The sequence below is a fragment of the Ruminococcus sp. AF37-20 genome (assembly GCF_003460465.1).
Taxonomy (GTDB): Bacteria; Bacillota; Clostridia; order Oscillospirales; family Ruminococcaceae; genus Hominimerdicola; species Hominimerdicola aceti.
Map to the genome: position 1 here is coordinate 40,217 of NZ_QTVE01000010.1, position 25,063 is coordinate 65,279.

Consider the following 25,063-nt stretch of genomic DNA (forward strand, 5'->3'; position numbering starts at 1 on the left):
AAAAAAAGTCCTTTCTATTTACCGCCAAGCAGCGTTCTGACAATAAGCAGGTCGCTGTCTGTTGTTATCTTGAAATTAATAGCGTCGCCCTCTATAAGGTGGATAGGCTGGTTATTCATTGTGCATATCTGCGAAGTGCCTGTGATGACTTTTTTCTGCTCCTCAGTGAGGTTATCCTGCATTTGGATAAAGTGGGCAAGGCGGAAGCTATCGGGAGCTTGTCCGCTGTAAAGCTCGCTTCTGACAGGGATGTCTTCAACATACTCTCCTCCCTTTGAATGGAGGATAGTATCTGCACATGGAAGTCCACAAACGCAAGCACCGTATTCTGCGGCACAATCTATGGAATCGTTGAGTATCTTCTCTGTAACAAAAGGTCTTACGGCATCGTGGATAACGATAACATCGTCATCATGAAGTCCGTTATCATTTGTGATGGCGGTGGTGACATTATTTATAGTATCCATTCTTTCCTTGCCGCCGAGAATTATCCTTACCTTTTCGCTTTCAGGAATATTATTTTTCACCTGCTCGTTCATATAGTCCTCATAGTCCTTATGGACGGCGATATAGATATAATCAAATCTCTTGACCTTGAGCATATTTTCAAGGGTATAGATTATGATCGGCTTACCTCCGATCTCGATAAACTGCTTTGGTATTTTTGAGCTTTTAACTCTTGTACCTGATCCCCCTGCGAGCATTGCACCGTAAATCATAGACAAACTCCTTACTGATATTTATATTATAATAATGTATCTGACAAATAAATCATTGTGATACGCCGATAAAGTTTCGGCAGTCAACGGGCGAACGCTGTTCACCCCTACATAAATTAGTATTCGCTGTTTTGTGACATAATATAATCGGCTATCCTTTCGGTAGAACGGCCATCGCAAGCGCCCATAAATCTTTCTCTGAAATCAGAAATGACAGTAGGGTCGGCTTTTCCCTGCTTTATGGCGTTTATAAGCTCCTCATTGGTTTTAACTATTGGTCCCGGGAGGAAGCTATAGTCATAGGGATAATAAAAGCCTCTATAGTCATAGAACTGGTCAAGGTCAAAAGCGTAGAATATCATAGGTCTTTCAAAGAGCGAATATTCAAAAATAAGCGAAGAATAATCGGTTATGCACATATCGGCAGTAAAAAGAAGATCCTCGATAGGCATATGTTCTGTTATGTCAAAGGCGAAGTCCTGACAATCCTCGGGGATATCCCACTCCTTTTTAACAAATCCGTGTCTTTTTACAAGAAGCACCCACTCGCTGCCGAAATTCTCTTTAAGGGCTTTTATATCCAACTTTTCGGGGATATAAGCCTTATCAGCGTCCCCACGATAGGTCGGGGCATAGAGCAGGACTTTTTTATACTGTGCGCTCGGGCAATTTTTATAGAGATTTTCAAAGGCTTTCACACGATTTTCCTCTTTAAAGAAAAAGTCGGTACGAGATACGCCTATTGCCTGCACGCTATTATTATCAAGGTCAAAGCCGAAAGCTTCCTTGAAAGCCCATATGCACTCTTTACTGCTGACGGTACAAAGTGTATAGCTTGTATGGGCAGGGAACTTCCTCAATTCTTCCAGCGACTCGCCGAAAGAGAGGTCGGTGATACTTTCTCCCCACTTTTTGAAAGCTCCGCAGGAATGCCATGTTTGAATGACCTTTGTGCCTTTTCTGAACTTAAAAGCGCCGAACAGATTACAGGTATCGTTAAGCAAAACGCAACCCACGTTTCCCATTAGCCAAGTAAGCTTCAGATATCTCAGCAGATAGCCCATTCCGCCCTTATTATTATGGACGTAATAGACCTGCGTATCAAGTCCTCTGGTCTTTATCTCCTCATAGATATAGCGGAAGCTATCCGTCAGCGTACCGCTTCTTATCTCGGCAAAGATGACCTTGTTTTTTCTCAAAGGTCTAAGGCTTGACACTTTATAGCAAAGGGGATATACTCCTTTGAACATTATGATCTTGGCGGTGTTTCTGACCGCCTGTTTTAAACCGCTCATTTCTCACCCTACATTATATCATATTATGCGCCGTTTGTCTACACTTTAACAAATAACAGGACACTTTTGCGGCACATCTCACAAAAAAGCTTATTTTCTGAGCTTTATTATGCCCATTTTAACGTATGCACAACGCTAAAAAAGTTCTCTTGTGTAGTATTATAGTGCAGAACGGGAGAAGTGTCAAGGGGGTATTTGTAATTTTGTAAAATTATTTGAATAATGAAAGTGAGTGTGAAAAAGGCTGTGAACGAGGTGCGTTCACAGCCTTGGAGTATCGTATTATTCCCACTCCACCGTTCCCGGTGGCTTTGAGGTTATATCGTAAACTACTCTGTTTACATGGTCTACTTCATTTGTTATCCTGTTGGATATTCTTGCAAGAACATCGTATGGTATCTTTGCCCAATCGGCTGTCATGAAGTCGTCTGTTGTTACGGCTCTGATAGCTATAAGGTGGTCATAGGTTCTGTGGTCGCCCATTACGCCTACTGTCTGGACGTTCGGGAGAACTGCAAAGAACTGGCTCAGGCTGCTTTCAATTCCGCTTTTCTTTATCTCGTCACGGAAAACGGCGTCTGCTTCCTGCAGCACCTTTATTTTATCCTCTGTTATCTCACCGATTATTCTTACGCCAAGTCCAGGTCCCGGGAACGGCTGACGCCATACAAGCTCCTTTGGTATGCCGAGCTTTTCGCCGACTTTTCTTACCTCATCTTTGAAAAGGTCGCCAAGAGGCTCTATAACGCCGTCAAAGTTGATGTCCTCAGGCATTTTAACCTGATTGTGGTGAGTTTTTATTGTGGCAGCGTCGCCCTTTCCGCTTTCGATTCGGTCAGGGTAGATAGTACCCTGTGCGAAAAATCCGCCGTCTGCTTCTTCTCTGATCTTATCCCAGAATACCTTATAGAACTCTGTTCCGATAGTCTTTCTCTTTTCCTCCGGATCTGTTATGCCCTTGAGCTTTTCAAGGAACTGCTTCTGACAGTTTACTCTTACAAATCTCATATCGAAAAGTCTTGTGAAAGTTTCCTCAACAAAGTCGCCCTCGTCTTTTCTCATAAGGCCCTGATCTACGAACACGCAGGTGAGCTGTTTGCCCACTGCACGGCTGATAAGTCCTGCGGCAACTGATGAGTCAACTCCGCCTGAGAGTCCCAAAACTACTTTCTTATCGCCTATCTGCTCTTTAAGCTTTGCAACTGTGTTCTCGATAAAGTTATCCATTACCCAATCGCCTTTACAGCCGCAGACCTCATAGAGGAAGTTTTTCAGAATGACATTACCATACTCACTGTGAGTTACCTCAGGGTGGAACTGAACGGCATATATCTTCTTCTCTGCATTCTCCATTGACGCACATGGGCAATCATCTGAATGGGAAGTGATAACAAAGCCCTCAGGTGCTTCGCTGACATAGTCGGTATGGCTCATCCATACGATATTCTTATCAGGAACGTCCTTGAAAAGCTTGCTCTCTGCGGAGGCTGTTATCTCTATCTTGCCGTACTCGCTCTTTTTACAGCTTTCTACCTTTCCACCGCTCATCCATGAAATAAGCTGACAGCCGTAGCAGATGCCGAGGACCGGTATGCCAAGGTCAAGTATAGCCTTGTCATAATGCGGAGAAGTCATATCATAAACGGAGTTTGGTCCGCCTGTGAAGATTATGCCCTTATAGCCTGCTGCTTTTATTTCTTCAAGTGGAGTTTCAAAGCTTTTTATCTCTGCATAAACGTGGTGATCTCTCACACGTCTTGCGATAAGCTGATTGTACTGTCCGCCAAAGTCAAGCACCAGTATCTTCTCATGTGACATATATTTACCTCTTTTCCTTATGTTTTTTGAAATACATAAATATTATAACACGTTGCCGTCCCTTTTTCAAGAGCAATTTACACACTCTTTGAAGCATGGGGTAAATTAATTGTGAACACCTCACATCAATCAGAAAAATATTTGTTGATTATAGCTGTTGTAATTTGTTAATAGCTATGTTATAATGAACAGGTATTGTAAAATGCGAGTAAAATATAAACAGAAAAGAGTATATTGTAATGGAAGAACAACAAAACATTCAAACACAGCAAGCAAAGGATAAAAAAGGCTTGCTGAAAAAAATAGGAGCATGGTTTGCGTCGCCTGACGGAATGCAGACATTACGATTTATAAGTGCCATAGTGGCAGTTATAATGGTAGGAGTCATTTGTGCTTTGTTGGGCATATACATGGACAAAGACAACTTCCTGCCGAAAGAACGAAATTATGCGCTTATAGGGGCTTGCGCCGTTGAGCTGGCACTGATATTTATTATTGCGGAATTTTTCTCAATGCAAAAGAAGCTGAAAAAGAGCGAAACAAAAGGCTGCATCGACCCTTTTACGGCGGCGTTTATGCTTGCACTCAATTCATATTTTTTGCCTGACTTTGTAATGAAGTCATATTTTCCAAAGAGCAATGTGCTTTACATTCTCCTTGGAATATCGCTCTGCTGGCTTTTATATCTTATAGGAGCGGTGATATTCCCGAAGCCCCACGCCTGGTTTTGCGGAGTGAACGTCATATTTGCCATATATGCTTTGGCGCAGTATTATGTAACGGAGTTCATAGGAAATCCTGTGCAGTTTGCCGACCTTGCCAACATAAAGTCAGCCAGTGAGATAAACGGAATGTACTCACTGTTTTTAGACGGCAACGTGATATTTGTGCTTTGTGATCTTATTCTTATTATCGCTGTAACGGTGACGACAAAAGTAAGGAAGATAAAAATACGCAGCAGGATAATATCAGGTGTGGCTGTTATCGCAGGGTGTTTCCTATTCGTATACAGTGGCAGGTTTGCCTACGACCTTGGCATAAAAAACAGATACATCAGGCTGAACTTTTCAGGTGCGGAAAATGCAGACACATACAGGTGCGTAGGCTACGACCTTATGTTCTGCTTCGACGGAATGTTTAACCGTGTGACGAAGCCTGATGGCTACTCCACTCAAAAGGCGGAGGATATCATAACTCAGTATGAGGTACAAAAGGCTGACAAAAAGCCTGCTATCATTGCTATCATGAACGAATCCTTTGCAGACTTTGAGCATATCGCTCAGTTCAAGACCAACAAAGACTATCTGCCCAACTATCACAAATTGCAGGAGGAAAGCATAAGCGGATATGTTTCCGTTTCGGCATATGGCGGTTATTCCTGCAACTCTGAGTATGAATTTCTCACCGGCAACACTATTGGCTTTTTGCCGTCGGGAAGTGCGGTATTCACCCAATATCTCAACGACAAACAAAACGGTCTTGTAAGCTGGCTAAACGAGCTTGGCTACACAACGCAGGCTATCTCGCCTTGCTCTGAGGGACTATGGGATATAGGCAACGCCTATGAACAGCTTCAATTCAAAGACAGGATATACAATTGTCAGGACAAAATGAGCGGGATCCAATATTTCAACGGAAATATCACAGATGAAACCATTTTCAGATATATTGAAGAGCAATATGAAAGCCACGCAGGTACTCCTTATTTTGTATGGACAGCGACCATGCAGAACCATGCGCCGTACGATCATCCGGAGGCTGTTCCTCATGAGATAACCTTTGAGGACTACAACAATCCTGCGGCACAGGAATATCTGAACCTTATCTATCAATCTGACAAAGCTTTGGGAGAGCTTATAAACTATTTCCGACACAAGCAGGAAGAGGTCATAATCGTAATGTTCGGTGACCATTATCCGCATATCATAGACTTCACGGAATATCTCTATGGCAAGGACGTGGCTTTACTTTCAACGGAGGATTACTCAAAACTTCGACAGACTCCTTTCCTTATTTGGAGCAACAAGGGCGTTGATGCGGAGAAGATAGACGATATAAGCCTTAACTATCTTTCAAACAAGGTCATGGAAGCGGCCGGACTTCCAAAGTCGAGATATCAGCAGGAGCTTGACAAGATACGCTGTGACATACCGATAATAAGCTCTTACGGCTACAAGACTGCTGACGGAGAATGGTATTCTATAAATGATTTGGCTGACAAATACAAGGATACGCTGAACGAATATGAAACTGTGCAGTATTACAGAATGTTTGATGAAAAGCGTGACAATAGTATAAATTAGGCTGTTAAAAAACACAAACAACAAAAAAGTGGGACGATTCCCTACAAAACAATAAACGGACGAAGCTTTTTTACTTCGTCCGTTTCGTTTTATAATGCGTGTCAAAATGCGGGCGAACACTGTTCGCCACTACAAATAACTACATAATTATGCGCTTATTTTTTATCCTGTGACCTTTTTCTCAAACATGAACATTCCCATGACATCGTTCATTATGCTGTCAGAAGCGACCTTCTTGCTGTTCTTTGTCATTTGCCTTACGACAGTCTGACCGTCATTCTTGCCGAATATCATAACATAATCGTCGCCGCTTTCGGAAGTTCCCTCATAGGACACCTGATTTTTAAAGATGTTATATTTCCACTTGCCGTCTTTGAAATATGCGTCAACGGCTTCACCGTAATTTTCGCTTGCCAATTTCATTTCGGTATCGAAATCGTAGGTGGAATGTCTTACGCTGAATATTCTAACAAAGGCGATCACAAAATATATCACCAATATTACCACTGTGATCTTAAGCAGAGTCTTTAGTATCTTTTTGCCCTTACCATAATTCTCTTTGCCGCTGCTTGAATGTTCAGTTGGGGTGCGCCTATAGTCTGCCGCACTCATTTCTCTGTTTCTGTCTGTCTCTCTTACACGCTTTGCCTTACGAGCTTCCTGCTCACGGCGCATTCTTTCCTCTGCTTCGGCTCTTTTCGGGTGTTCGTAAACACGCTTCGGTATGCCCTGTATCCTTGAACGGTCTATAAACTCCTGCTCGCCACGTCTTTGGGTCGATGAGGCGATAGGTACCATTTTTCCGCAGTTGGTGCATATCTTAGCTCCATCCTCCAGCTTAGAACCGCAGAATGTACAATGTCTGCTCATTATTACCAATCCTTTACACACTTAGAACTGTTTTGTTTGTCGAAGTTTTTTCTATATCTATGTTGGACTATCCGCCCATTTTCTTTATCTGTCTTTATAAATATCTTACAACGCCCACAACCTTGCCAAGTATGCTTACTTCGTCTACTATGATAGGGTCCATGGTATCATTTTCAGGCTGAAGTCTGTAATGGCCGTCCTCTTTATAGAAAGTCTTTATGGTAGCTGACTCGTTGTCAACAAGTGCGCAGACTATATCGCCGTTTTCTGCATATGGAGTCTGCTCTATAACTACCATATCTCCGTCAAGGATAGCGGCGTTTATCATAGACTCTCCCCTTACCTTTAGGGCAAAAAGCGGATTGCTGTAATGCCTTGCAGGCTGGAAGCTTATATAGTCTGTTATCTCCTCAATGGCAGTGATAGGGATACCTGCGGTGACAGTTCCCACAAGGGGGATCTTCATGCCGTTGCCGCCTGTGAGCCTTATGGCTCTGTTCTGGTTATTTCCCTTTTCAAGAAGACCTTTTGCGGTGAGATTATTTATATATCTATGGGCTGTTGAGGTAGACTTAAAGCCAAACTCTGCACAAATCTCTCTAACTGTGGGCGGATAGCCCTCTTCTATGCGATCCTTTATGAACTCGAATACCATTTTCTCGTTCTCGGTTACTTTTCTCATAGCTCCGTCCTTTCTGTTATATCAATAAATCTTTATCTTCTAAACCTAAAGCTCTTTTGCAAGCCTTTTTGCAAGCTTATAGACATCTCCGCAGCCAAGAGTTATAACAAGGTCGCCCTCTTTGCAGTTTTTCTTTATATAGTCGATACACTGTGAGAAGTTATATTCCTTCTGCTGTGCAGTCTGCTTATCAACAAGCTCGTGGTCGGTCTTGAACCAAACTGCATTTGGTATCTTCTCTGCAAGCTGTTCAGCATAAACACCGTCGGTATTTTTCTCACGGCTTCCCATGATATCCGTTACAACGGCAATATCTGCAATAGAAAGCGCTTTCACAAAATCGTTCATGAGTATCTTTGTTCTTGAATAGGTGAAAGGCTGGAAAACTGCCCACACTCTGTTGAAATCAAGACCCTTTGCGGCTTTCAGTGTACACTCGATCTCCTTTGGGTGGTGAGCGTAATCGTCAACGATAGTAACGCCCTTGACCTCGGCTATCTTCTCGAAACGTCTTATTGCGCCAAAGAAAGTATCAAGTCCCTTTTCGATACCCTCCCATGAAACGCCTGAATATCTTGCGGCAGCGATGGCTGCAAGGGCGTTCATGACGTTATGGTCGCCGGGAACGTGGATAGTAAGCTCTCTGACAAACTCGCCCTTATGATAAAGCTCAAAGCGTGTCTGCAAGCCTTTTTTGGACTTTATAACAGCGGAATAATCGTTTTTCTTATCCCAGCCGAAGGATATCATTTCCTTGTCGACACCCTCGACGGCTTTCAGAGTATTTGCGTCGTCGCCATTATAGATAACGGCTTTTGAAGCCATGGTTGCGAACTTATGGAAAGACTTTATGATATTCTCGATATTTTTGAAATACTCAAGGTGGTCTGCGTCAACGTTCAGGATAATTGAAACGTCAGGGAAAAGTCTGAGAAAGTGATCCTCAAACTCGCAGGATTCGCAGACCATAGTTTGTGATGAGCCTGCCTTGCCTGAGCCGCCTATGCTTGGGAGCTTTCCGCCTATAACGCAGGAAAGGTCAGTACCCTCCTGAACGAATATCTGTGTGAGCATGGAAGAAGTTGTGGTCTTTCCGTGAGTGCCTGAAACGCAAAGAGCGTTCGTATACCAGCTTGTGACAAGACCAAGTATCTCGGCTCTTTCACAGCAGATCGCACCGCTTGCCTTTGCGGCGATAAGCTCAGGGTTATCTGACATTATTGCGGCGGTATAGATTATAAGGTCTGCACCCTTGATATTCTCGGCTCTCTGACCGAGGAAAACTTCGATGCCAAGCTTTCTTACGGCTTCAAGAGTTTCAGTTTCGTTATTGTCTGAGCCTGTGATGAAATATCCCTTTGAATGGAATATCTGCACCAGAGGGTACATACCAGAGCCGCCTATACCGATAAAATGAACGTGCTTTATATTTTTCAAGATCTCATTTGTTATCATCTTTGTAATACTCCTTAGAATAATAGATAATTCAGAATGTATGTTTATTTTATTATATAACATTTCTAAAAAAAAATAAACCCCTTTTTTGATTATTTTTCAAAAAAAGAGGTAAAAATATTACTACAGGCATTACATCACAAGAAAGGACGCATGAAAATGACTATAACAGAGGTAAAATTCAGAAGATTTATAAACGAGGGCAAGCTCAGAGCCGTTGTGAGCCTGACCTTTGACGGCAGTTTTGCGGTACATGATATCAAGATAGTGCAAGGGGAGGAGCGACTTTTTGTGGCTATGCCAAGCCGCCGTGATGACAACGGGGTTTTCCGTGATATCGTTCACCCCATCGACAGCGAGCTTCGCAATGAGATAGAGGAGGAGATACTTTCTGCTTACCGCATGGAGCTTGACAGGCAGGCGGCGGAACAGCAGGATTTAAGCTGAGAACGACAAAAAAGCCGATAAAACAGGCATAAAAAAACGGGCGAACAATGTGAAATGTTCGCCCTATTATTTTTTCTGCTTTTAGCCCCAAATTTTATCGCCCATGTTTGAGAGATAAGCTGTAAGCTCCTCCGCCATTTCATACTGCTCAGGAAGTCTTGGGTGACCGGGGGTCGCCTTGCCTGTTCTTGTGAACATGAAATGTGTTATCTTCTGGTCATTAAGCTCGTTTGCTATCTCGTCAACGGCTTTATCCCACTCCTCACCGTGGCAGAGAACTGTCAGCAGAAGCACGAATGTTGCGTTTGGATACTTGCTTTTAAGGTCAAGGATAATGCTCTTGTAGGCATTTTTCCACTTTGCTCTGTAGTCAGGGTCGGCGATATCGAAATCCTCGTGACCCTCGTTATGCGGGTCGTTCTGACCCACTGCAAAAAGCACAACGTCAGGGGTATAATTCTCAAAATCCCAAGGGGTCACGCCCTTTGCGCCCTCCGGGAAATAGCAAAGCTTATTGTATACAGACTCCATGCCGATAAAATTCGGAGCATGATAATAGCCAGTGTTGTCGAAAATTGCGATACCGCCCTGTGCGATATTATGTATCTGTGCACCGAGATTTCTTGCTGTTATCATTGCATAGCTATGCCATGCGTTATCGTAAACTCCCTGATGATCCTCAGGGTCACAGCTTGCAACAAAGTCAACTGCCTCGCACACTGCGCCTGCAGAAACAGAGTCGCCATAGCACTCTATTTTTCTTGCAGGGAGAGGGGAATTTTCAAGGACTTCTTCGTCGCTGTCTATCTCAAAACCCACGAACTCAAAGTAATGGGAAGCGTCCTGCCTTTTAAAAAGGGTGACGGTATGAGTGCCTTTTTCAAGGTCACAAGCGATATCAAGGGTGATATCCTCGTCATTTTTATCGAAAGTCACCTTGCCCTCTTTGCCGTCCATAACAAAGCCAAGCTCCTGAATGTTGAAATACTTATGGTTTTTTATCACGGCGGATACGCTTGTGCCTGTGAAAGTCATTTTTACATTTGAGCCTGCGTAATAAAACTCAGGGCGTGTTTTGTGGGAAAAGTCTATTCTGCCCATATAAGTAAGAAAGCTGTTGTCTGCTGTTATAAGCTTTTTATTCTCTGCCATTTTTTCATATCCTTTCGATACTATGATTTTTTTGCATATGTTTATTTTAGCTTTTCAAGGCGTTTTTGTCAAGGATATAAAACGTTTTCACAGAAATATTTTTACACGGAGCGAATATACATAGATAAGAAAAATATCAGGGGGTGCTTTTATGAATGATACTCAGGGCAGGCACAATGCCATTCTTGAAAACAGACAGCGTTTACAGCTTTCGGGCGTAACGGACGTTGACAGCTTTGACGAGGATGAGATAAGGCTTTTCACACAGCTTGGAGAGCTGACGATAAAAGGCAAAGATCTGCACATAAACGAAATAAGCGTTGAGTCGGGAGATGTTTCCGTGGAGGGAGATATCTGGGCTTTGGTTTATGGAGAAAAGGACAGAAAGAAAAAGCTCTCGGCGATAGGGAAGATATTCAGATAGCCTGTATATGCGTATTCAGGAGGTTATGCAAGTACAAGTAAAAGTGTATGCCATGTCATTGCACGGTGCAGAATGGCGGAGAAAGGGGAAAGAAAAATGGAAGAAATGCAACTGGGGCTAGAGCTTGAAAGGGAGCTTTTTCTGCTGTCTGTGGTTCTGGGCTGCGGACTGGGGCTTTTATATGATATTTTCAGGGTATTCAGGGCGGCTTTGCCACATGGGAAGATACTCACCTTTTTTGAGGATATCATTTACACATTTCTTTACGGCTTTGCACTTTTCACATTTTGCACCGGGCTGACGGGGGCTGTAAGAGGGTTTGTTTTAGTGGGTATGCTCATAGGCTCTGTGATAGAACATCTTACTGTAGGAAACGCTGTTGTATCCGTGCTGAGAAGCCTTTTTTCGATCATCAGAAAACTATTTGCTAAAACGTTTTCGCCTGTGGTTAAATTTATTACCAAAAGAGCAGACGGTTTCAGGGACTGTTTTGTGAAAAAGTGCAAAATTTCCTCTCTGCGAAAAAAAACTTCTAAAAGCACTTGAAAACTCTCTTTTGATTAGTGTATAATAGAAAAGAGTATAGGTAACGCCTCATGACAGTTATTGGGGTATTGCTTATGGAAAGGTCGGTTTTGTAATCAAAAAAGGAGTACGCAATGCTAGGTTTTAAAAATAAAACGTCCGAAACGGCTGACGCTGAAAAGGACGCTGCAAAAAAAAATCCAAAGCCGAAAAGATCAAGATTTGTTAAGCTTCTGACTATTTTTGCTGTTGCCGCTCTTGTTGTTTATTCAGGGGTGACTATCATCTCACAGCAGGCGCAGATAGCACAGCTCAGAAAAGAGTCAGACGCTATAAATAAAAAGATAACCGCCGCCAAGCAGCTCAATGATGAATACACAAGGCTGCTCAGTTCTGACGACGAGGCGGAGTATATGGAGAAGATAGCTATTGAAAAGCTGGGCTATGCTTATCCTAATGAGCGCAGATTTTATATTGTAAACAACAGTGACTAAGGCAAACACGGTCTTTTGACCGTTCATATAGCAGAATTTTTATTGCAGAGAGGACACAAAGATCAAATGCAGCTTGAAGTAGGAAAAATTTATGAAGGAAAAGTAACAGGTATCACAAAATTCGGAGCATTTGTGGAGCTTGACAAGGATACGACAGGAATGGTCCACATCTCGGAGGTTGCGAACACATTCGTAAACGAGATAAAGGATCATCTTACCGAGGGTCAGACCGTCAAGGTAAAGGTGCTTAATTTAGGCGACGACGGAAAGATATCGCTTTCTATCAAGAAAGCTCAGCCTGCGCCACAGAGAAAACCAAGAGAGAACGGTCACCAGGGTGGCAGAGAGGGCAGACCTAACGGTGGTCAGAGAAATTTCAACCGTCAGGGAGGCAATTCTCAGGGCAGACCCAGAAACGACTATAACAGGGATCGCAACAAAGACAGAGTGCCACAGGATTTTGCTAAAAATCCGCCTCCGGTATACAATGCTGACAGCAATTCAGGAAACGCTGATTTTGAGGATATGCTCAGCAAGTTCAAGGCGTCAAGCGAGGAGAGATTTTCTGATCTGAAAAAAGTCATTGACAACAAGAGAAAATCTCCGTCAAGAAGAAAATAGATACCGATACATAAAACAGAGGATATTCAGTCATGAAAAATTTCAAAAAGACTTTTGCGTTTATATTTTTCATGCTGGCAGGAATAATACTTGGTGCGTTCATAGCTTACGTCTGTGAGGGCAAGGATTATGTGGGCTGGCTTGCATGGGGAAAAAATGTAGGCGTTGAAAGCTTTGCTATAGACCTGTATGTGATAAAATTCAATATAGGTCTTATGGTCCATGCAACTATCTCGCAGATATTCACTATTGCTGCGGCGCTTATAGTGTTCTCAAAGACCTGCAAGGGGCTTTAAGGAGAGTAAATTTAAAAATGAGATTTCTAAAAACAGCAGCAGTGGCTTTAACAGTGGCTGTCTGCCTTTTATGCACTTCCTGCGGTACGCCTGAGCTAAAGCATGACACATTGGTATATCAGGCAAGGGAGGACTATGCGACGCTTGACTCCGCAAAAGTCGTTATAACCAACGAGGACACCGGTGATATCGAGCAGGAGTTCGCTTTCAAGTATGACGAAAAGGATGTGCTGACCTATTCTTACTACGGCAAGAACGGTGGAAAGGAATACGCTCAGTATAACAACGGAATCGAGAGCTACACCTATGATAACGGAGAATACTCACATTTGGTAAAGGGCGACAAGGACTTTTCAAAGTACACAAGAAAGGCAAAGCACCCACAAGCTGACGAGGGTATGCTGATGTTTGCACCGAAAGCTGTTGAGTCTGTTTCCGACATTATCGGTGATGACGGCTCTGTTACTGTGACGTATGTTTATGACGTTTCAAAGCTGGGAAAGGACGCTGAGGAGATAGGCACAAAGGGCTTTTCCACCACCTACTTTTTCGACAAGGACGGCGGTCTTGAATACTTCACTGAAAACACTGTCACAAAGAACGCTCAGTACAACTATCGTGTTGACATAACAGAAAGAAACTCTGTTGACAAGATAGAAAACAATGTTGAGCAATACAAAGGCAAATAATTTACTGCATACAAAATGTATTGGCGACCTTAGGTCGCCCGTTGATCTGATACTTTTTAGACATTCCAAACAGGCTGCAAAAACAGCCTGTTTTATTTTTGTCAAGAAGCATATTTACGCCATTATCAAAAAAAAACGCCCCAACTTAATGGGACGTTTTTATTTTTGTTATAATTTGCTCTCTGCCAGTATTCTCTGTGGCTCGGCAAGCATTTGCTTTGCTTCCACAAGGGTCTGCCTTATCTCGTCATTATCATAAACCATCATGAGCTGCTGAGCCTGATTGAGGGCTTCTCTGCCCATTTCCACCTGATACTGATAAAGGCTGTCGAGCCTTGCGGCTGCCTTTGTTTCAAGGTCCTGATAAACTGTTTTTATATCCTTGACGATATTATTTCTGATATCGTCATAGTTTTCAAGAGCGATATCAATTATATCGGTCTGCTTTTTCTTTTTAAGGATAAGACTGAAAACTGACATTGTGGCAGGCGGAAAGGTTTCGCTGGTGCCGAAAAGCTGAACACCCATAACAGAACGTGTTACGTTCTTGTTCAAAGAGGTCATTATCATTTCCACTGACGGAGCCTTTGCCGCCTTTGAAAGATCGTCTATACCAAGGGCGGAGGCAAGCTCTCTGCCGGTGCCTTCCACTATCTCAGCTATCCTGTCTCTATGGCTCTCGATACAATTTCGATATGCTTCGCCCACCTTTTCCATAAGGAACGAATAGAAGTACTTTTCTATATCCTCAGAGCTGTAAAGGTCGTTTCCGTCTGCGTCTTTTCCACGGCAATCCAAAATGCTTGCTCTCAGCTTTGAGAAGAACTCATACATCCAAGCTTCGGCTTCCTGCTGCATTTCGATAATAGAAAGGTGCAAAGCAGGCTTTTTCTCCTCCAGAGCCTTTGAAAGCATTTCACACTGCTCATCAAACTCTTTTGCTCTGTCGGCAAGCTTCTGCTTGTCAAGCTCTGCCATATCGCTTATAAGTCTAAGCTTTGCGGCTGTTTCATCGCACATCTGCGAAAGCATTGTAAGAACACGCTTTGAACGTATAACGTCCTTCTGCATGATTATATCACGCTGCAAAGACAGCTCGAACTGGAAAAACTGAGTTTCGTAAAACTCTCTTGTACCCTTGTCCAGCGGTCTTTCCCTGCCAAGCTTTCGGCTAAGCTCGTCTGCACCGCTTATGCCGTATACGATAGCGTTAGGCACTATCCTCTCGGATATGTTTCTCACACGCTTTAGTATTTTATCAGCGTCCTTCTGAGAGTTCATTGCGTCTATCATATTCACGAGGATATAGAGCATACCAAATCGCTGAGGCTGGACATGGCTTGCAAGAAACAACTGCTCGCTTTCAGAAAAAGGCAACAGGCATGATGCCGCATACATGATAGCGTCGGCATTGACAATGTAATCCATTACCTGCTTATCAAGGCTCTCCAAATCGGAAAGACCAGGAGTATCCACTATCCTTATCTCTTTGAGTATAGGGGCGTTGTCCTTTATTTGAACATAGCTTATTTTTGCAGGGAAAAGCTTCATTCTCTGCTCAAGCTTTTCTCTTGTAATATCCTCCAGCGACAGCGGCACTCTCATGCCGTTTTCAAGGATAGCTTCCACATACTGTGTATGACCGAAAGATATCTCGTTTATAGTATAAGTTTCAGGTGTAACGTTTATAGGTGCAAGCTCCTTGCCCAGCAGGGCGTTTATAATGGTGCTTTTTCCCCTTTTGAACTCGCCAAGTATGACCAGCGTGAAAGGCTCTTCGCTTTTTTTCTCGATAAGAGCTTCCCAATCGTTCATTTCGCTGACAAAATCCTTGCCGAGCATTTTCGCTATCTTTTCATTTTCAACAAAGGCTTTAAGAGCGGTCTTTACCTGTGCAATATTCTGCTCCGCTGTATTGATATTAGCACTATCCACCTATCACGCCTCCGTTTCCGATTATAATACTGCTGCGCACATCACATATCTGACCTGAAACAAGGTGTCTGTCAGAATCCTCTGCGTCGCCGCGCCATTCATAAAGAACTGAGCAATACAGAAACTCAGTAGCTGCGACAACAAGCTTTTCAAGCTCGCTCATAGTATTATCTGTTTTCAGATTTCTTGAAGAAACTGCATGGACGCTCTCAGCCTTTTTGATAAGTCCGTCGGTATCCATATTCTTCTGCTGTCTGCCATAAAAGTCGATATAGCCCTTGTTATAAAGCCCTGTTATGACGCTTATGAACATTCCCGGCTTATCGAGGCAGATAATGCCTGCTCTGTTTGCAGTTATATCAGCATACTTCACCCACTGAACAAGCGCTGTATAAAGCTGATTGTTCACAGTCTGCTTATATGACCTTTCAACTGGTCTGTAAGTATACTTATTGTAATTGAGATATGTAAATGCCATATTATAGGCACAATGATTGTTCTGTATTCTTCCACACTCGCAGCCTATAAGGAACATAAGCTCCTCCTTGCTGCACATTTCCACTACCTGCTTTGAAAGCACGATACAAGGCTCGATGATATCGCTTGCCACAGAGTAGACCTGTGCTTTATCCATATCCCCTCTGACAAAGACGATAGGCACAACAAGCTCTAGCCGCTCGGCACACTTCTTCACAATGTCATAGATATCAGGATATTTCAGCGGGCCAACCTGCTCGCACTTAAGAAACAGGTGCTTTGCTTCGGCAGAAACGTCCTGCGAGCCTGCCGCCTTGACGAGCTTTCCCCAGCCCCCAAGTCCCATTATCTTCTGCCTTACGGCAAAGTCGGACTCAAAAGCATAGTCAAGCACGCCGTCAACTATATGGTTCTGATAGCTTCTTGTATAAGCGTTCAAATATGTGCGGAAGCTTGTGTCAATCTGTAGCAGCGGATTTTCCCTTTCCGTTGTATTTGTACTCATGACCTGTCCTCCCTTGATCCTAAAATAATATTTTTATATGACCGTCAGCTTTCCATAGCTTCGGTAAGCACACGTCTTACCTGATATGCTTCCTGAACTATAGCGCTTGCGCTCTCGGCAATATCATGGAGACGTTCCATTTCCTTCTGAGAAATATTGCTCTTTTCTGTTTTAAGATCATTAAGATTATCAAGTGTTTCCTGAGTATCACGAAGGATTATCTCTGTTTCGCTCTCGATCTTGCCCTTCAGACCCTCAAATGCTGAGAATACCTGACGGCGGACAGTTTCAGTGAAGTCATTATTGAGCTTCATTTCGTGGAACTGCTTTCTCACCTGAGTTTTAAAGTTTGACTTATACTTATCTATTCTTTCCTTAACAAGTATCTTATCAACGGCAAAGTTTGAAGTAAAAGTACCTGCAATGCCTGCAAGAGCCATAAGGCAGAGGGTCACTGGCAGGGTAGCGGTGATGCCAAAGAAGCCTGCAAAGAATATAGCAGTATAATAAGTAGCATAAAATCCTGCAAAGCCTGTCGCTCCGCCCAAAAGTGCGCCCTTTACGCCAGACTCTCTGAAGCCCAGGAACAATCCTCCGACGCCGTAAGAGCCGATAGCAACGCCGATTATCTTATCCATTACGCCGCCGTTCTTTGAAACTCTGTCGGAGATAGTGAACATCTGCTGGATCTTTGTAACGGACTCAAAGAACTCGTCCTCAAATTCCTGAAGTCTTTCAGCCTCACAGGAAACAGCGAAGTTTATGCTGTTTTGTATCTGCTCGCAGATTATCTGCGCTCTTGCCTCTATGCTCTCCTTTATTTTCTCAGTGAGCTTTGCGGTAACGAGCTTGAGCTGGTCTTTCTTGAAATCGTCAGAGGACATCTGGAAGTTGTCTATAACCTCCATAGCTGTCTGCTCGATATTTGTCCAATAGCTGTCCAGAACTGGCTGCAGGTCATTGAACACCTGATTTGCAGCGTCGTTGATCTTGACAAATTCCTGTCTTTTCTTATTTCTTATCTCACCTATCTCTTTGATAGCCTCGTCATACTTTTCCATGAACTCATCGTTAGCCATCATGAGTGCGTTTTCCTGCATAACAACGCTTCTGAGTATCTCAGTACCCGAATTTGTTATCTTGTTTGCAAGGATCTGCAATGCGATAACGCCACGCTCTTTTGTGAGCATGGTTTCAAGAGCCTTTTCAAACTCAGGGAAGTTACTCTTTTCAAGGGCTTCCTTATCCCCTGTTTCCTTGGCGGTAAGAGCCTGCTTTGCATAAACACCGATAACTCTCGGAGTTCCTATCTTTCTTTTATAGACCGCAAACTCACGGGAATCTTCGCCCATGACCTTTTTAGCCTTTTCCATAACGTATTTTCCGATACGTCCTCTTACAGTTTCGACTATCTTGTTCTCGTCTGCCTGTGAGAAAGTACCGAAGCAGTTTACAACGAAAATAATCCTTCCCACATCGGATGTGAGCATTTTCTTTTCCAAAAACTCTTTCTCAAACTGTGAGAAAGGGGAGTTTGCACTGATAACGAAAACGGCTGCGTCTATTTTCGGCAGGATAGACAGAGTAACGTTGGTCATCTGGTCGTCATCGTTAAGACCCGGAGTGTCTATGATATCCACGTTGTTCTTACAGAACTCGGTATCATAATAAACAGTGGCTTCCTTGACAGTTTCGGCTCTTTCCTCCGACTCTGCTGTAAGCTTTGTTACATAGTCCTCCAGCTTGTTTATATCCACCCTTTCACTTTTGCCGTTTTTGTATTCCACCTGCACATACGGCTCTTCGCTATATGTAACTCTGTTAAGGGTAGCCGTTGCAGGCAGCACGTCAGCAGGAAGTACCTCCTGACCCAGCATTGCGTTGATAAGGGTACTCTTTCCTCTCTTGAACTCGCCCACTATAGCGACCTCAAAATGCTCCTCGGCAGTTTTCTCCAATGTTTCCCGAATAGATTCCGCAGTATTGACAAGAGCGATCTCCTCGCTCAATCCAAGCAGCGATTTCAGGTTCTCTGTAAGACCCTTTACCGTTTCCTTATAGGACGCATAGCTGCCGTAATCAATTTGCTTTTTCATTACAAGCCTCCGTTCCTCATTTCTAAGGTAATATCTATACTATATTCCATTCATTTCCGCTGTGACACAATAAATATTACCGTGACATTATTTTAATTATAACATATTATTAAAACATAAGTCAAGAATTTACTTATAACAAGTACAAAAAACTACCCTTTTGTACAAATCAGCGTACACATAATATACATTTTGCACAATATGTGAGCAAAGGTGCAAAAAAACGCCCCGAAAATCGGGGCGTTGGTTTATCAAAGATGTGCCAGATAAGCGGGACGTCATATTTCTGCAAAGCAGAAATTATGCCGTTTCCCTACACATGACAATGTGTATTGTTTTAATTTTGTCCGTAATATGCGTTCTTTCCGTGCTTTCTAAGGAAGTGCTTGTCAAGAAGCTCCTGCTGCATATGACCTGTCTCAGGGTTCAGCATCATTGCGTGGAAATTCATGAACGCAGCCTCTTCAAGAACAACTGCGTTATGGACAGCCTCTGCGGCGTCCTTTCCCCATGTGAACGGACCGTGGCTTTTTACCAGAACGGCAGGTATCTGAGTTGCGTCAAGACCCTTGAAAGCCTCGATTATAACAGTGCCTGTTTCCTTTTCATACTCACCTGTTATCTCCTCAGGGGTCATTGCTCTTGTGCATGGTATCTCGCCGTAAAAATAATCTGCGTGAGTTGTTCCCATTGGTATAACACCTTTTCCTGCCTGAGCAAAAGATGTTGCCCAGCGACTGTGGGTATGTACTATTCCGCCCATATCAAAGGCTTTGTAAAGCTCCAAATGTGTTGGAGTATCGCTGGAAGGCTTATATTTTCCCTCCACAACCTTGCCGCTTTCAAGATCAACTACCACCATATCATCGGCTGTCATGCCCTCATAAGGCACGCCTGAGGGCTTTATGACTACAAGGCCCTTTTCTCTGTCGATAGCGGAAACATTTCCCCATGTGAATGTGACAAGTCCATATTTCGGCAGCAGCAGATTTGCTTCGCACACCTGCTGTTTTAATTCTTCAAGCATAAAATTCTCCTTTCGCTGATTTGGTAAATGCACCTTTTTGTCTGCTCATTTTCCGTCCAAGTGAATAGCTCACCGACAGTTTGAGCAGACAGTTGATTGGCAGGCGGTCTCAGGTCGCCCCTACGATTTATCTATGAATTTCTATGATTTTCTCAGAACTGTGCGTTTTTTTCTGCCGCCAATCCCTTTTTATATCTTTCTAAGAATGCTTTATAACCCTCTGAGCCTGTCTGCTCAGGCTGAGAAGTTGTCACTTCCATGTCTGCGAACACCTTTTTGTCAAGGAAGTCGGCAAGCTTTTCGCCATTTGAAAGCTCCATATAAGCTGCAAGGATAGCCATGCCCCATGCTCCGCCCTCGCCTGCTGTTTTCATCACTGAAACAGGGGTAGAAAGTGCGTCTGCCATAAGCTGTGAAGCCACTCCGCTGACCTTGAAAAGTCCTCCGTGACCTGTTATCTTTTCAGCTTTTACCTGCTCTTTGTCAAAGAGGATATCCATACCTATTTTCAGTGCGGTGAAAGAGGAATAAAGCTGTGCTCTGAAAAAGCTGCCCAAGGTCAAAGTGCTGTCTGGAGTGCGGAAATACATTGGTCTGCCCTCGTCAAGCTTTATAACAGGTTCGCCCGAAAGACAGTTATAGGCTGTCACGCCACCGCATGAGCTGTCGGCTGTCATGGCGTTTTTATATAGGGTTTCATAAAGCCTGCTCTTGTCTATCTCATTGCCTGTGAGCTTTGCGAACTCACCGAACATATTCACCCATGCGTCAAGCTCTGAACAGCAGTTATTGCAATGCACCATTGCCACAGGCGAGCCGTCAGGGGTGGTAACAACGTCTATCTCCTCATAAACACCGTTAAGTGGCTTTTCTAGGACGAGCATTGCAAATATGGAAGTGCCTGCGGAGATGTTTCCGGTCTTTTTCAGAACGCTGTCCGTTGCCACCATGCCTGTGCCTGCGTCACCCTCAGGCGGGCAGACCGGCACTCCTGCTTTGAGGCGTCCCTCCGGGTCAAGGAATCTTGCGCCCTCTTCTGTAAGAACTGCGCCCTTTTCTCCTGCATTTCTTACCGCTGGGAGGATATCTTTCAGCTTATGGTCAAAGCCTTTTTCTGCAAGGCTTTTTTCTGTAATCTCACAATACTCTTCTTTGTATCCTATGCCCTCCACAGGGAAAATACCTGAAGCTTCGCCAACGCCAACTTCAAAGCGGTCTGTGAGTTTTTTATGCACATATCCTGCAAGGGTATTGATATAAGCGATATAAGGAACATGGGCTTCTTTGTTAAGCACAGCCTGATAAAGATGTGCGATGCTCCAACGCTGTGGGATATTGAAGCCCAGTAGTTTTGTAAGCTCTCCTGCCGCCTGAGCTGTCATGGTATTGCGCCATGTTCTGAAAGGCACAAGAAGCTTGTCATTCTTATCAAAAGCCATATAGCCGTGCATCATAGCAGAAATACCCATTGCACCGTATGTTTCAGGATAAATGCCATACTGTGCCTTTACGTTTTCTGCAAGGTCTTTATAGCAGGCTTGTATGCCCCCGTGGATATCATCAAGAGAATATGTCCAACAGCCGTTCTCAAAGCGGTTTTCCCATTGCTTCGACCCTGATGCGATAACAGAAAAGCTATTGTCTATAAGAACAGCCTTTATTCTTGTTGAGCCAAGCTCTATGCCAAGATATGTTCTTCCCTGCAAAATTTTATCTTTTACTGTCATTTTTGACTCTCCTTATAGTCCTTATCTCATTGTCACAACTGCAACGGAGCATTTTGGCAGGTCTATCTCAAAGCCCTTTTCTGTCCATATTGCCCTATGCTCTTTCGGTGTTACTTTATCGCAGTTATCAAAATCGTTATAGTCCCTTACGTCATTGTCAAGTATCCTGCATTCAATGTTCTGATAATTTTCTCCTGCTATATCACAGCAGATATGAGCGTCATCATCTATAGAGCAATTCGCTATAGTGACAGTGAGGACGCCGTCCTTTACTGAGGCAGATTGTGATATCATCGGAATCTTTCCACCCGCCTGACAATTGTTGGCATAGCTGTAGCAAAGCTCGCCTCCCTGATGAGTTTTAAAAAGGTCAAAGACGTGATAGGTAGGCGTCTTTACCATTTTGTCCCCCTCTGTGAGGATAAGAGACTGCAAAACGTTCACAGCCTGCGCAAGATTTGCCATTACTACCTTATCGCTGTGGTTATTAAAGATGTTCAGGTTGCAAGCCGCCACGATAGCGTCACGCATTGTGTTCTGCTGATAGAGGAAACCTGGGTTTGTGCCCTCCTCAACGTCATACCAACAGCCCCACTCGTCAACTATAAGACCTATTTTACCCTCGGGGTCACGGCGTGACATTATCTCGCTGTGACGTTTTATAAGCTCGTCCATATATAGAGTTTTTGATATAGTTTCGTAATACTCCTCGTCTGAAAACTCAGTTGCACTGCCCTTTTTGTTCCAATCCCCTGTAGGAACGGTGTAATAGTGCAGTGAAATGGCCTTTGTATGCCACTCACCAAGGTTTGACATTACAACGTCCGTCCAGTTATAATCGTTGGAATTTGGTCCGCAGGCAACTTTGAAAAGCTCATTGCCGCTGAAATTCTTGCAAAAGCTCTGATATCTTCTGTATTCGTCGCAGTAATACTCAGGGCGCATCGAGCCGCCGCAGCCCCAGTTTTCGTTGCCTATACCAAGATATTTAAGCTTCCAAGGCTTTTCCCTGCCGTTTTTTCTTCTCAGGTCAGCCATAGGTGAAACGCCGTCAAAGGTGATATATTCTATCCACTCGGAAAGCTCCTGAACAGTGCCGCTTCCGAGATTTCCTGCAAGATACGGTTCACAGCCTATCTCTTCGCACAGGTCAAAGAACTCATTTGTGCCGAAAGAGTTATCCTCTGTCACGCCGCCCCAGTTTGTGTTTATCATTTTCTTTCTCTGGGATTTTTCGCCGATACCGTCCTTCCAATGATACTCGTCAGCAAAGCAGCCTCCCGGCCAGCGGAGAACAGGCATTTTTATCTCCTGGAAAGCTTCGATAACGTCTTTTCTTACGCCTTTTATGTTCGGTATCTCAGAATTTTCGCCAACGTACATTCCGTTATAGATACATCTGCCAAGATGTTCGGAGAAGTGTCCGTATATCTCCGGGTTGATGTGGGAACGTTTGTCTGCGGTATTGATAAGCATTGAAATATTCTTCATTGTGACCTCCTAAAAGTGTATGATTTTAGTTTCAATTATATTTTATCACTTGACAAAAAAACAACAATGATATATCCTATTATTATACTGATACATCATACGAAATTAGAAAGGAAAAACCTATGGAACTTCACGCTTTGGGACTAAACTACAGCCATGACGGGTCTTTTGATATACGCCGTCCAAACGGTTCGGGGGATAATCTTCTGCTTATATTCAAATCCTCTGCGGTGGTTCGTTTACACGGCAGAGAATACACAGTTTCCCCTGACAGCGCAATACTATACAAAAAAGGCACTGAGCAGATATACCGTGCCTGCAAGGGATTTTACATAAACCACTGGCTTCATTTCGATTGCGACGATAAGCTCACCCGTGACTATTCACTCCCATATGATACGATTTTTATGTTATCAGACGCAGAGAAAACTGAGGATATCTTATCCACCATAAGCAGACTCAGCTTATCTGAAAGCGGCAGGCGTGAGGATTATATCGAGCTTATGCTCAGAATGCTGCTCATAAGACTTGGAGAGGAATATTCTCTCAGCAAGAGCGGTCAGCCGCCAAGAAAGCGCAGTCACTACGCTGACGCACTTGAGCGGCTCAGGGCTGACATCTACAGCTCCCCCTCCGGGAGCAGGAACATTGCCGACATGGCGAAAGCCCTCAGCGTAAGCCCCTCCCACTTTCAGTATCTTTACACCTCACGCTTCGGTGTGAGCTGTTATGAGGATATACTCTGTGCAAGAATGAAAAACGCAGAATACTATCTTCTCAGCACTGACATGACAGTGAAAAACATTGCCGCCGTATGCGGATATGAAAATGACGTGCATTTCATGCGGCAGTTCAAACGCAGATACAACATGACACCCTCACAGTTTCGGCTTAAAAACAAGAAATAGGCATATGCAAAAAGCGGACGAAAAAACTCGTCCGCTTTTGTTCTGTCAAAATTCTGTTAAAAGGTATGCGACCAAAGTCCGCCCCTACAAAACAGCTTAATCTTCTATCTCCGACTGATCCTCAATGACAACAGGGTGACCGTCCTCGGTCATTATCATATCCCCTGCACTGCACTGAACAGCCGTTTGCTCTGCGGTTATGTCATTGGGTTTGAGTTTGAATCTTATTGCCTGCTTGCAGTTTTCTATCTCAACATATGTATGCTTTCCGCCCGACTCTCCGTCCAGCGTCCAAGGCACTTCGTTCTCACTTGTGAATGTGACCTTTGAGGTCTTGAACGTCACAAAATGCTTATCGTTGAGCTTATTAAGCACTGCTTCATTTATGGTGTTGCTCAGCTCGATAGCGTTCTTAGGTGTCTTTACCAGAACCCCCTCGAAAAGTCCGTCATCAAAACACACCCCGGAAGCGATAAGCTTTTTCATTCCGCCCACAGAGATAGTGTTTGAGATAAGACCGAGTATAAAGCTTCCTTCTATTACCTCGCCGTCATGCTCAACTCTCATTTGCTGACCTGTTATCTTTGAAAGCCTTTTTATCCCCTCTGCCACATATGCGGCATGACCAAACTTGTTTTTCATCGTTTGTGAGGTTTCATAGGAAACGTCAGTGAAAGCGCCAAAGCCTGCTACATACACAAAATACTGACCGTTGAACTTACCAACGTCATAATCAAAATACACGCCGTCAACTATCTCCCTTGCGGCGTCAAGCATTTTTTTCGGTATGCTCAAAGACTGCGCACAATCATTTGTTGAACCGGCAGGAATATATCCAAGCGGTATTTTCTTATCAAATGTCATCATTGCCTTGACAGCCTCAGACAATGTTCCGTCACCGCCTGATGTGACTATCATGTCATAATCCTGACCGCACTTGCAAAGCTTGTTATAGCCATCAAGCTTAGCCTGCGTAGGGTATGTGACTACCTCATAGCCGCCCTTTGTAAAAATATCCACAATGTCGCAAAGGTTATCTTTTATCTGTCCCTTGCCAGCATGGGGGTTGAACACAAAAAGCAATTTTTTCATTTTCCCAGCCCCTTT

The 25,063-nt window shown here is 43.7% G+C and carries 23 protein-coding genes; 9 read left to right on the forward strand and 14 right to left on the reverse strand.

Going from position 1 to position 25,063, the window contains the following annotated elements:
- Nucleotides 1–14 precede the first annotated feature (14 nt).
- The 3 genes from DW015_RS08055 to guaA all read right to left on the reverse strand — a co-directional run bounded on the left by DW015_RS08055 (nucleotide 15) and on the right by guaA (nucleotide 3,832).
- Nucleotides 15–719, reverse strand: a complete 705-nt coding sequence (locus DW015_RS08055) for an IspD/TarI family cytidylyltransferase (RefSeq protein ID WP_117905267.1) — start codon at nucleotides 717–719, stop codon at nucleotides 15–17.
- A gap of 116 nt (nucleotides 720–835) precedes the next feature.
- Entirely contained in the window at nucleotides 836–2,014 is a 1,179-nt protein-coding gene (locus DW015_RS08060) for a CDP-glycerol glycerophosphotransferase family protein (RefSeq protein ID WP_117905268.1), read from the reverse strand.
- 282 nt (nucleotides 2,015–2,296) lie between these two features.
- On the reverse strand, nucleotides 2,297–3,832 hold the full coding sequence (gene guaA, locus DW015_RS08065) for a glutamine-hydrolyzing GMP synthase (RefSeq protein ID WP_117905269.1): 1,536 nt from the start codon (nucleotides 3,830–3,832) through the stop codon (nucleotides 2,297–2,299).
- A 239-nt stretch (nucleotides 3,833–4,071) separates the two neighbouring features.
- On the opposite strand from guaA, the gene DW015_RS08070 reads away from it, so the two are divergent.
- On the forward strand, nucleotides 4,072–6,135 hold the full coding sequence (locus DW015_RS08070) for an LTA synthase family protein (protein WP_117905270.1): 2,064 nt from the start codon (nucleotides 4,072–4,074) through the stop codon (nucleotides 6,133–6,135).
- Nucleotides 6,136–6,297: 162 nt separating this feature from the next.
- Here DW015_RS08070 and DW015_RS08075 read toward each other — a convergent pair whose 3' ends face one another.
- The 3 genes from DW015_RS08075 to murC all read right to left on the reverse strand — a co-directional run bounded on the left by DW015_RS08075 (nucleotide 6,298) and on the right by murC (nucleotide 9,142).
- The gene (locus tag DW015_RS08075) at nucleotides 6,298–7,005 is read right to left on the reverse strand and encodes a zinc ribbon domain-containing protein (protein ID WP_117905271.1); all 708 of its coding nucleotides are present in this window, start codon (nucleotides 7,003–7,005) and stop codon (nucleotides 6,298–6,300) included.
- Between the two features lie 94 nt (nucleotides 7,006–7,099).
- Nucleotides 7,100–7,687 carry a transcriptional repressor LexA gene (lexA, locus tag DW015_RS08080; protein ID WP_022287046.1) on the reverse strand — a complete coding sequence of 196 codons (588 nt, stop codon included), beginning with the start codon at nucleotides 7,685–7,687 and terminating at the stop codon, nucleotides 7,100–7,102.
- Nucleotides 7,688–7,732: 45 nt separating this feature from the next.
- Nucleotides 7,733–9,142: a UDP-N-acetylmuramate--L-alanine ligase gene (gene murC, locus DW015_RS08085; protein WP_117905272.1), complete on the reverse strand. Its 1,410-nt coding sequence runs from the start codon at nucleotides 9,140–9,142 to the stop codon at nucleotides 7,733–7,735.
- Nucleotides 9,143–9,301: 159 nt separating this feature from the next.
- Between murC and spoVG the strand changes: the two genes are divergently transcribed.
- Nucleotides 9,302–9,589 carry a septation regulator SpoVG gene (gene spoVG, locus DW015_RS08090; protein WP_117877422.1) on the forward strand — a complete coding sequence of 96 codons (288 nt, stop codon included), beginning with the start codon at nucleotides 9,302–9,304 and terminating at the stop codon, nucleotides 9,587–9,589.
- Nucleotides 9,590–9,670: 81 nt separating this feature from the next.
- Here spoVG and DW015_RS08095 read toward each other — a convergent pair whose 3' ends face one another.
- Nucleotides 9,671–10,741 carry an electron transporter RnfD gene (locus tag DW015_RS08095; protein WP_117905273.1) on the reverse strand — a complete coding sequence of 357 codons (1,071 nt, stop codon included), beginning with the start codon at nucleotides 10,739–10,741 and terminating at the stop codon, nucleotides 9,671–9,673.
- A gap of 151 nt (nucleotides 10,742–10,892) precedes the next feature.
- Between DW015_RS08095 and yabP the strand changes: the two genes are divergently transcribed.
- The 6 genes from yabP (at nucleotide 10,893) to DW015_RS08125 (ending at nucleotide 13,790) form a co-directional block, all read left to right on the forward strand.
- Nucleotides 10,893–11,165, forward strand: a complete 273-nt coding sequence (gene yabP, locus DW015_RS08100) for a sporulation protein YabP (RefSeq protein ID WP_022287142.1) — start codon at nucleotides 10,893–10,895, stop codon at nucleotides 11,163–11,165.
- 96 nt (nucleotides 11,166–11,261) lie between these two features.
- Entirely contained in the window at nucleotides 11,262–11,711 is a 450-nt protein-coding gene (gene yabQ / locus DW015_RS08105) for a spore cortex biosynthesis protein YabQ (RefSeq protein ID WP_181979880.1), read from the forward strand.
- Nucleotides 11,712–11,824: 113 nt separating this feature from the next.
- Nucleotides 11,825–12,184, forward strand: a complete 360-nt coding sequence (locus DW015_RS08110) for a septum formation initiator family protein (protein WP_117863677.1) — start codon at nucleotides 11,825–11,827, stop codon at nucleotides 12,182–12,184.
- Nucleotides 12,185–12,250: 66 nt separating this feature from the next.
- Nucleotides 12,251–12,805 (forward strand): S1 RNA-binding domain-containing protein, encoded by a 555-nt coding sequence (locus tag DW015_RS08115; RefSeq protein WP_117905275.1) that lies wholly within the window; start codon nucleotides 12,251–12,253, stop codon nucleotides 12,803–12,805.
- Nucleotides 12,806–12,837: 32 nt separating this feature from the next.
- The gene (locus DW015_RS08120; protein ID WP_038672732.1) at nucleotides 12,838–13,101 is read left to right on the forward strand and encodes a DUF4321 domain-containing protein; all 264 of its coding nucleotides are present in this window, start codon (nucleotides 12,838–12,840) and stop codon (nucleotides 13,099–13,101) included.
- A gap of 17 nt (nucleotides 13,102–13,118) precedes the next feature.
- Nucleotides 13,119–13,790: a hypothetical protein gene (locus DW015_RS08125; protein WP_117905276.1), complete on the forward strand. Its 672-nt coding sequence runs from the start codon at nucleotides 13,119–13,121 to the stop codon at nucleotides 13,788–13,790.
- A gap of 168 nt (nucleotides 13,791–13,958) precedes the next feature.
- Here the strand turns inward: DW015_RS08125 and DW015_RS08130 are convergent, their stop codons facing one another.
- The 6 genes from DW015_RS08130 to DW015_RS08155 form a co-directional block, all read right to left on the reverse strand.
- Nucleotides 13,959–15,725, reverse strand: coding sequence for a dynamin family protein (locus DW015_RS08130; protein WP_242993249.1), 1,767 nt, complete (start codon nucleotides 15,723–15,725; stop codon nucleotides 13,959–13,961).
- On the reverse strand, nucleotides 15,718–16,707 hold the full coding sequence (locus DW015_RS08135) for a M48 family metalloprotease (RefSeq protein ID WP_022287149.1): 990 nt from the start codon (nucleotides 16,705–16,707) through the stop codon (nucleotides 15,718–15,720). The genes DW015_RS08130 and DW015_RS08135 overlap by 8 nt, the downstream gene beginning before the upstream one ends.
- A gap of 44 nt (nucleotides 16,708–16,751) precedes the next feature.
- On the reverse strand, nucleotides 16,752–18,803 hold the full coding sequence (locus DW015_RS08140; RefSeq protein WP_117877434.1) for a dynamin family protein: 2,052 nt from the start codon (nucleotides 18,801–18,803) through the stop codon (nucleotides 16,752–16,754).
- 337 nt (nucleotides 18,804–19,140) lie between these two features.
- A complete protein-coding gene (gene araD / locus DW015_RS08145; protein ID WP_117905277.1) occupies nucleotides 19,141–19,830 on the reverse strand; it encodes an L-ribulose-5-phosphate 4-epimerase in 690 nt (229 codons plus the stop codon).
- A gap of 152 nt (nucleotides 19,831–19,982) precedes the next feature.
- On the reverse strand, nucleotides 19,983–21,557 hold the full coding sequence (locus DW015_RS08150) for an FGGY-family carbohydrate kinase (RefSeq protein ID WP_117905278.1): 1,575 nt from the start codon (nucleotides 21,555–21,557) through the stop codon (nucleotides 19,983–19,985).
- A 21-nt stretch (nucleotides 21,558–21,578) separates the two neighbouring features.
- Nucleotides 21,579–23,048, reverse strand: coding sequence for an alpha-L-arabinofuranosidase C-terminal domain-containing protein (locus DW015_RS08155; protein WP_117905279.1), 1,470 nt, complete (start codon nucleotides 23,046–23,048; stop codon nucleotides 21,579–21,581).
- 122 nt (nucleotides 23,049–23,170) lie between these two features.
- Between DW015_RS08155 and DW015_RS08160 the strand changes: the two genes are divergently transcribed.
- Nucleotides 23,171–23,956 carry an AraC family transcriptional regulator gene (locus DW015_RS08160; protein WP_117905280.1) on the forward strand — a complete coding sequence of 262 codons (786 nt, stop codon included), beginning with the start codon at nucleotides 23,171–23,173 and terminating at the stop codon, nucleotides 23,954–23,956.
- 96 nt (nucleotides 23,957–24,052) lie between these two features.
- Here DW015_RS08160 and DW015_RS08165 read toward each other — a convergent pair whose 3' ends face one another.
- Entirely contained in the window at nucleotides 24,053–25,048 is a 996-nt protein-coding gene (locus DW015_RS08165; RefSeq protein ID WP_117905281.1) for a YegS/Rv2252/BmrU family lipid kinase, read from the reverse strand.
- Nucleotides 25,049–25,063: the final 15 nt, after the last annotated feature.

What these genes read in the sequence shown, in the direction of transcription:
- guaA (WP_117905269.1), bottom strand. Translation starts at nt 3,832, where the DNA reads ATGTCACATGAGAAGATACTGGTGCTTGACTTTGGCGGACAGTACAAT.
- DW015_RS08115 (WP_117905275.1), top strand. Translation starts at nt 12,251, where the DNA reads ATGCAGCTTGAAGTAGGAAAAATTTATGAAGGAAAAGTAACAGGTATC.
- DW015_RS08095 (WP_117905273.1), bottom strand. Translation starts at nt 10,741, where the DNA reads ATGGCAGAGAATAAAAAGCTTATAACAGCAGACAACAGCTTTCTTACT.
- DW015_RS08135 (WP_022287149.1), bottom strand. Translation starts at nt 16,707, where the DNA reads ATGAGTACAAATACAACGGAAAGGGAAAATCCGCTGCTACAGATTGAC.
- DW015_RS08150 (WP_117905278.1), bottom strand. Translation starts at nt 21,557, where the DNA reads ATGACAGTAAAAGATAAAATTTTGCAGGGAAGAACATATCTTGGCATA.
- yabP (WP_022287142.1), top strand. Translation starts at nt 10,893, where the DNA reads ATGAATGATACTCAGGGCAGGCACAATGCCATTCTTGAAAACAGACAG.
- DW015_RS08055 (WP_117905267.1), bottom strand. Translation starts at nt 719, where the DNA reads ATGATTTACGGTGCAATGCTCGCAGGGGGATCAGGTACAAGAGTTAAA.
- DW015_RS08160 (WP_117905280.1), top strand. Translation starts at nt 23,171, where the DNA reads ATGGAACTTCACGCTTTGGGACTAAACTACAGCCATGACGGGTCTTTT.
- DW015_RS08060 (WP_117905268.1), bottom strand. Translation starts at nt 2,014, where the DNA reads ATGAGCGGTTTAAAACAGGCGGTCAGAAACACCGCCAAGATCATAATG.
- yabQ (WP_181979880.1), top strand. Translation starts at nt 11,262, where the DNA reads ATGGAAGAAATGCAACTGGGGCTAGAGCTTGAAAGGGAGCTTTTTCTG.
- DW015_RS08070 (WP_117905270.1), top strand. Translation starts at nt 4,072, where the DNA reads ATGGAAGAACAACAAAACATTCAAACACAGCAAGCAAAGGATAAAAAA.
- DW015_RS08155 (WP_117905279.1), bottom strand. Translation starts at nt 23,048, where the DNA reads ATGAAGAATATTTCAATGCTTATCAATACCGCAGACAAACGTTCCCAC.
- murC (WP_117905272.1), bottom strand. Translation starts at nt 9,142, where the DNA reads ATGATAACAAATGAGATCTTGAAAAATATAAAGCACGTTCATTTTATC.
- lexA (WP_022287046.1), bottom strand. Translation starts at nt 7,687, where the DNA reads ATGAGAAAAGTAACCGAGAACGAGAAAATGGTATTCGAGTTCATAAAG.
- DW015_RS08120 (WP_038672732.1), top strand. Translation starts at nt 12,838, where the DNA reads ATGAAAAATTTCAAAAAGACTTTTGCGTTTATATTTTTCATGCTGGCA.
- DW015_RS08075 (WP_117905271.1), bottom strand. Translation starts at nt 7,005, where the DNA reads ATGAGCAGACATTGTACATTCTGCGGTTCTAAGCTGGAGGATGGAGCT.
- DW015_RS08140 (WP_117877434.1), bottom strand. Translation starts at nt 18,803, where the DNA reads ATGAAAAAGCAAATTGATTACGGCAGCTATGCGTCCTATAAGGAAACG.
- spoVG (WP_117877422.1), top strand. Translation starts at nt 9,302, where the DNA reads ATGACTATAACAGAGGTAAAATTCAGAAGATTTATAAACGAGGGCAAG.
- DW015_RS08165 (WP_117905281.1), bottom strand. Translation starts at nt 25,048, where the DNA reads ATGAAAAAATTGCTTTTTGTGTTCAACCCCCATGCTGGCAAGGGACAG.
- araD (WP_117905277.1), bottom strand. Translation starts at nt 19,830, where the DNA reads ATGCTTGAAGAATTAAAACAGCAGGTGTGCGAAGCAAATCTGCTGCTG.
- DW015_RS08110 (WP_117863677.1), top strand. Translation starts at nt 11,825, where the DNA reads ATGCTAGGTTTTAAAAATAAAACGTCCGAAACGGCTGACGCTGAAAAG.
- DW015_RS08125 (WP_117905276.1), top strand. Translation starts at nt 13,119, where the DNA reads ATGAGATTTCTAAAAACAGCAGCAGTGGCTTTAACAGTGGCTGTCTGC.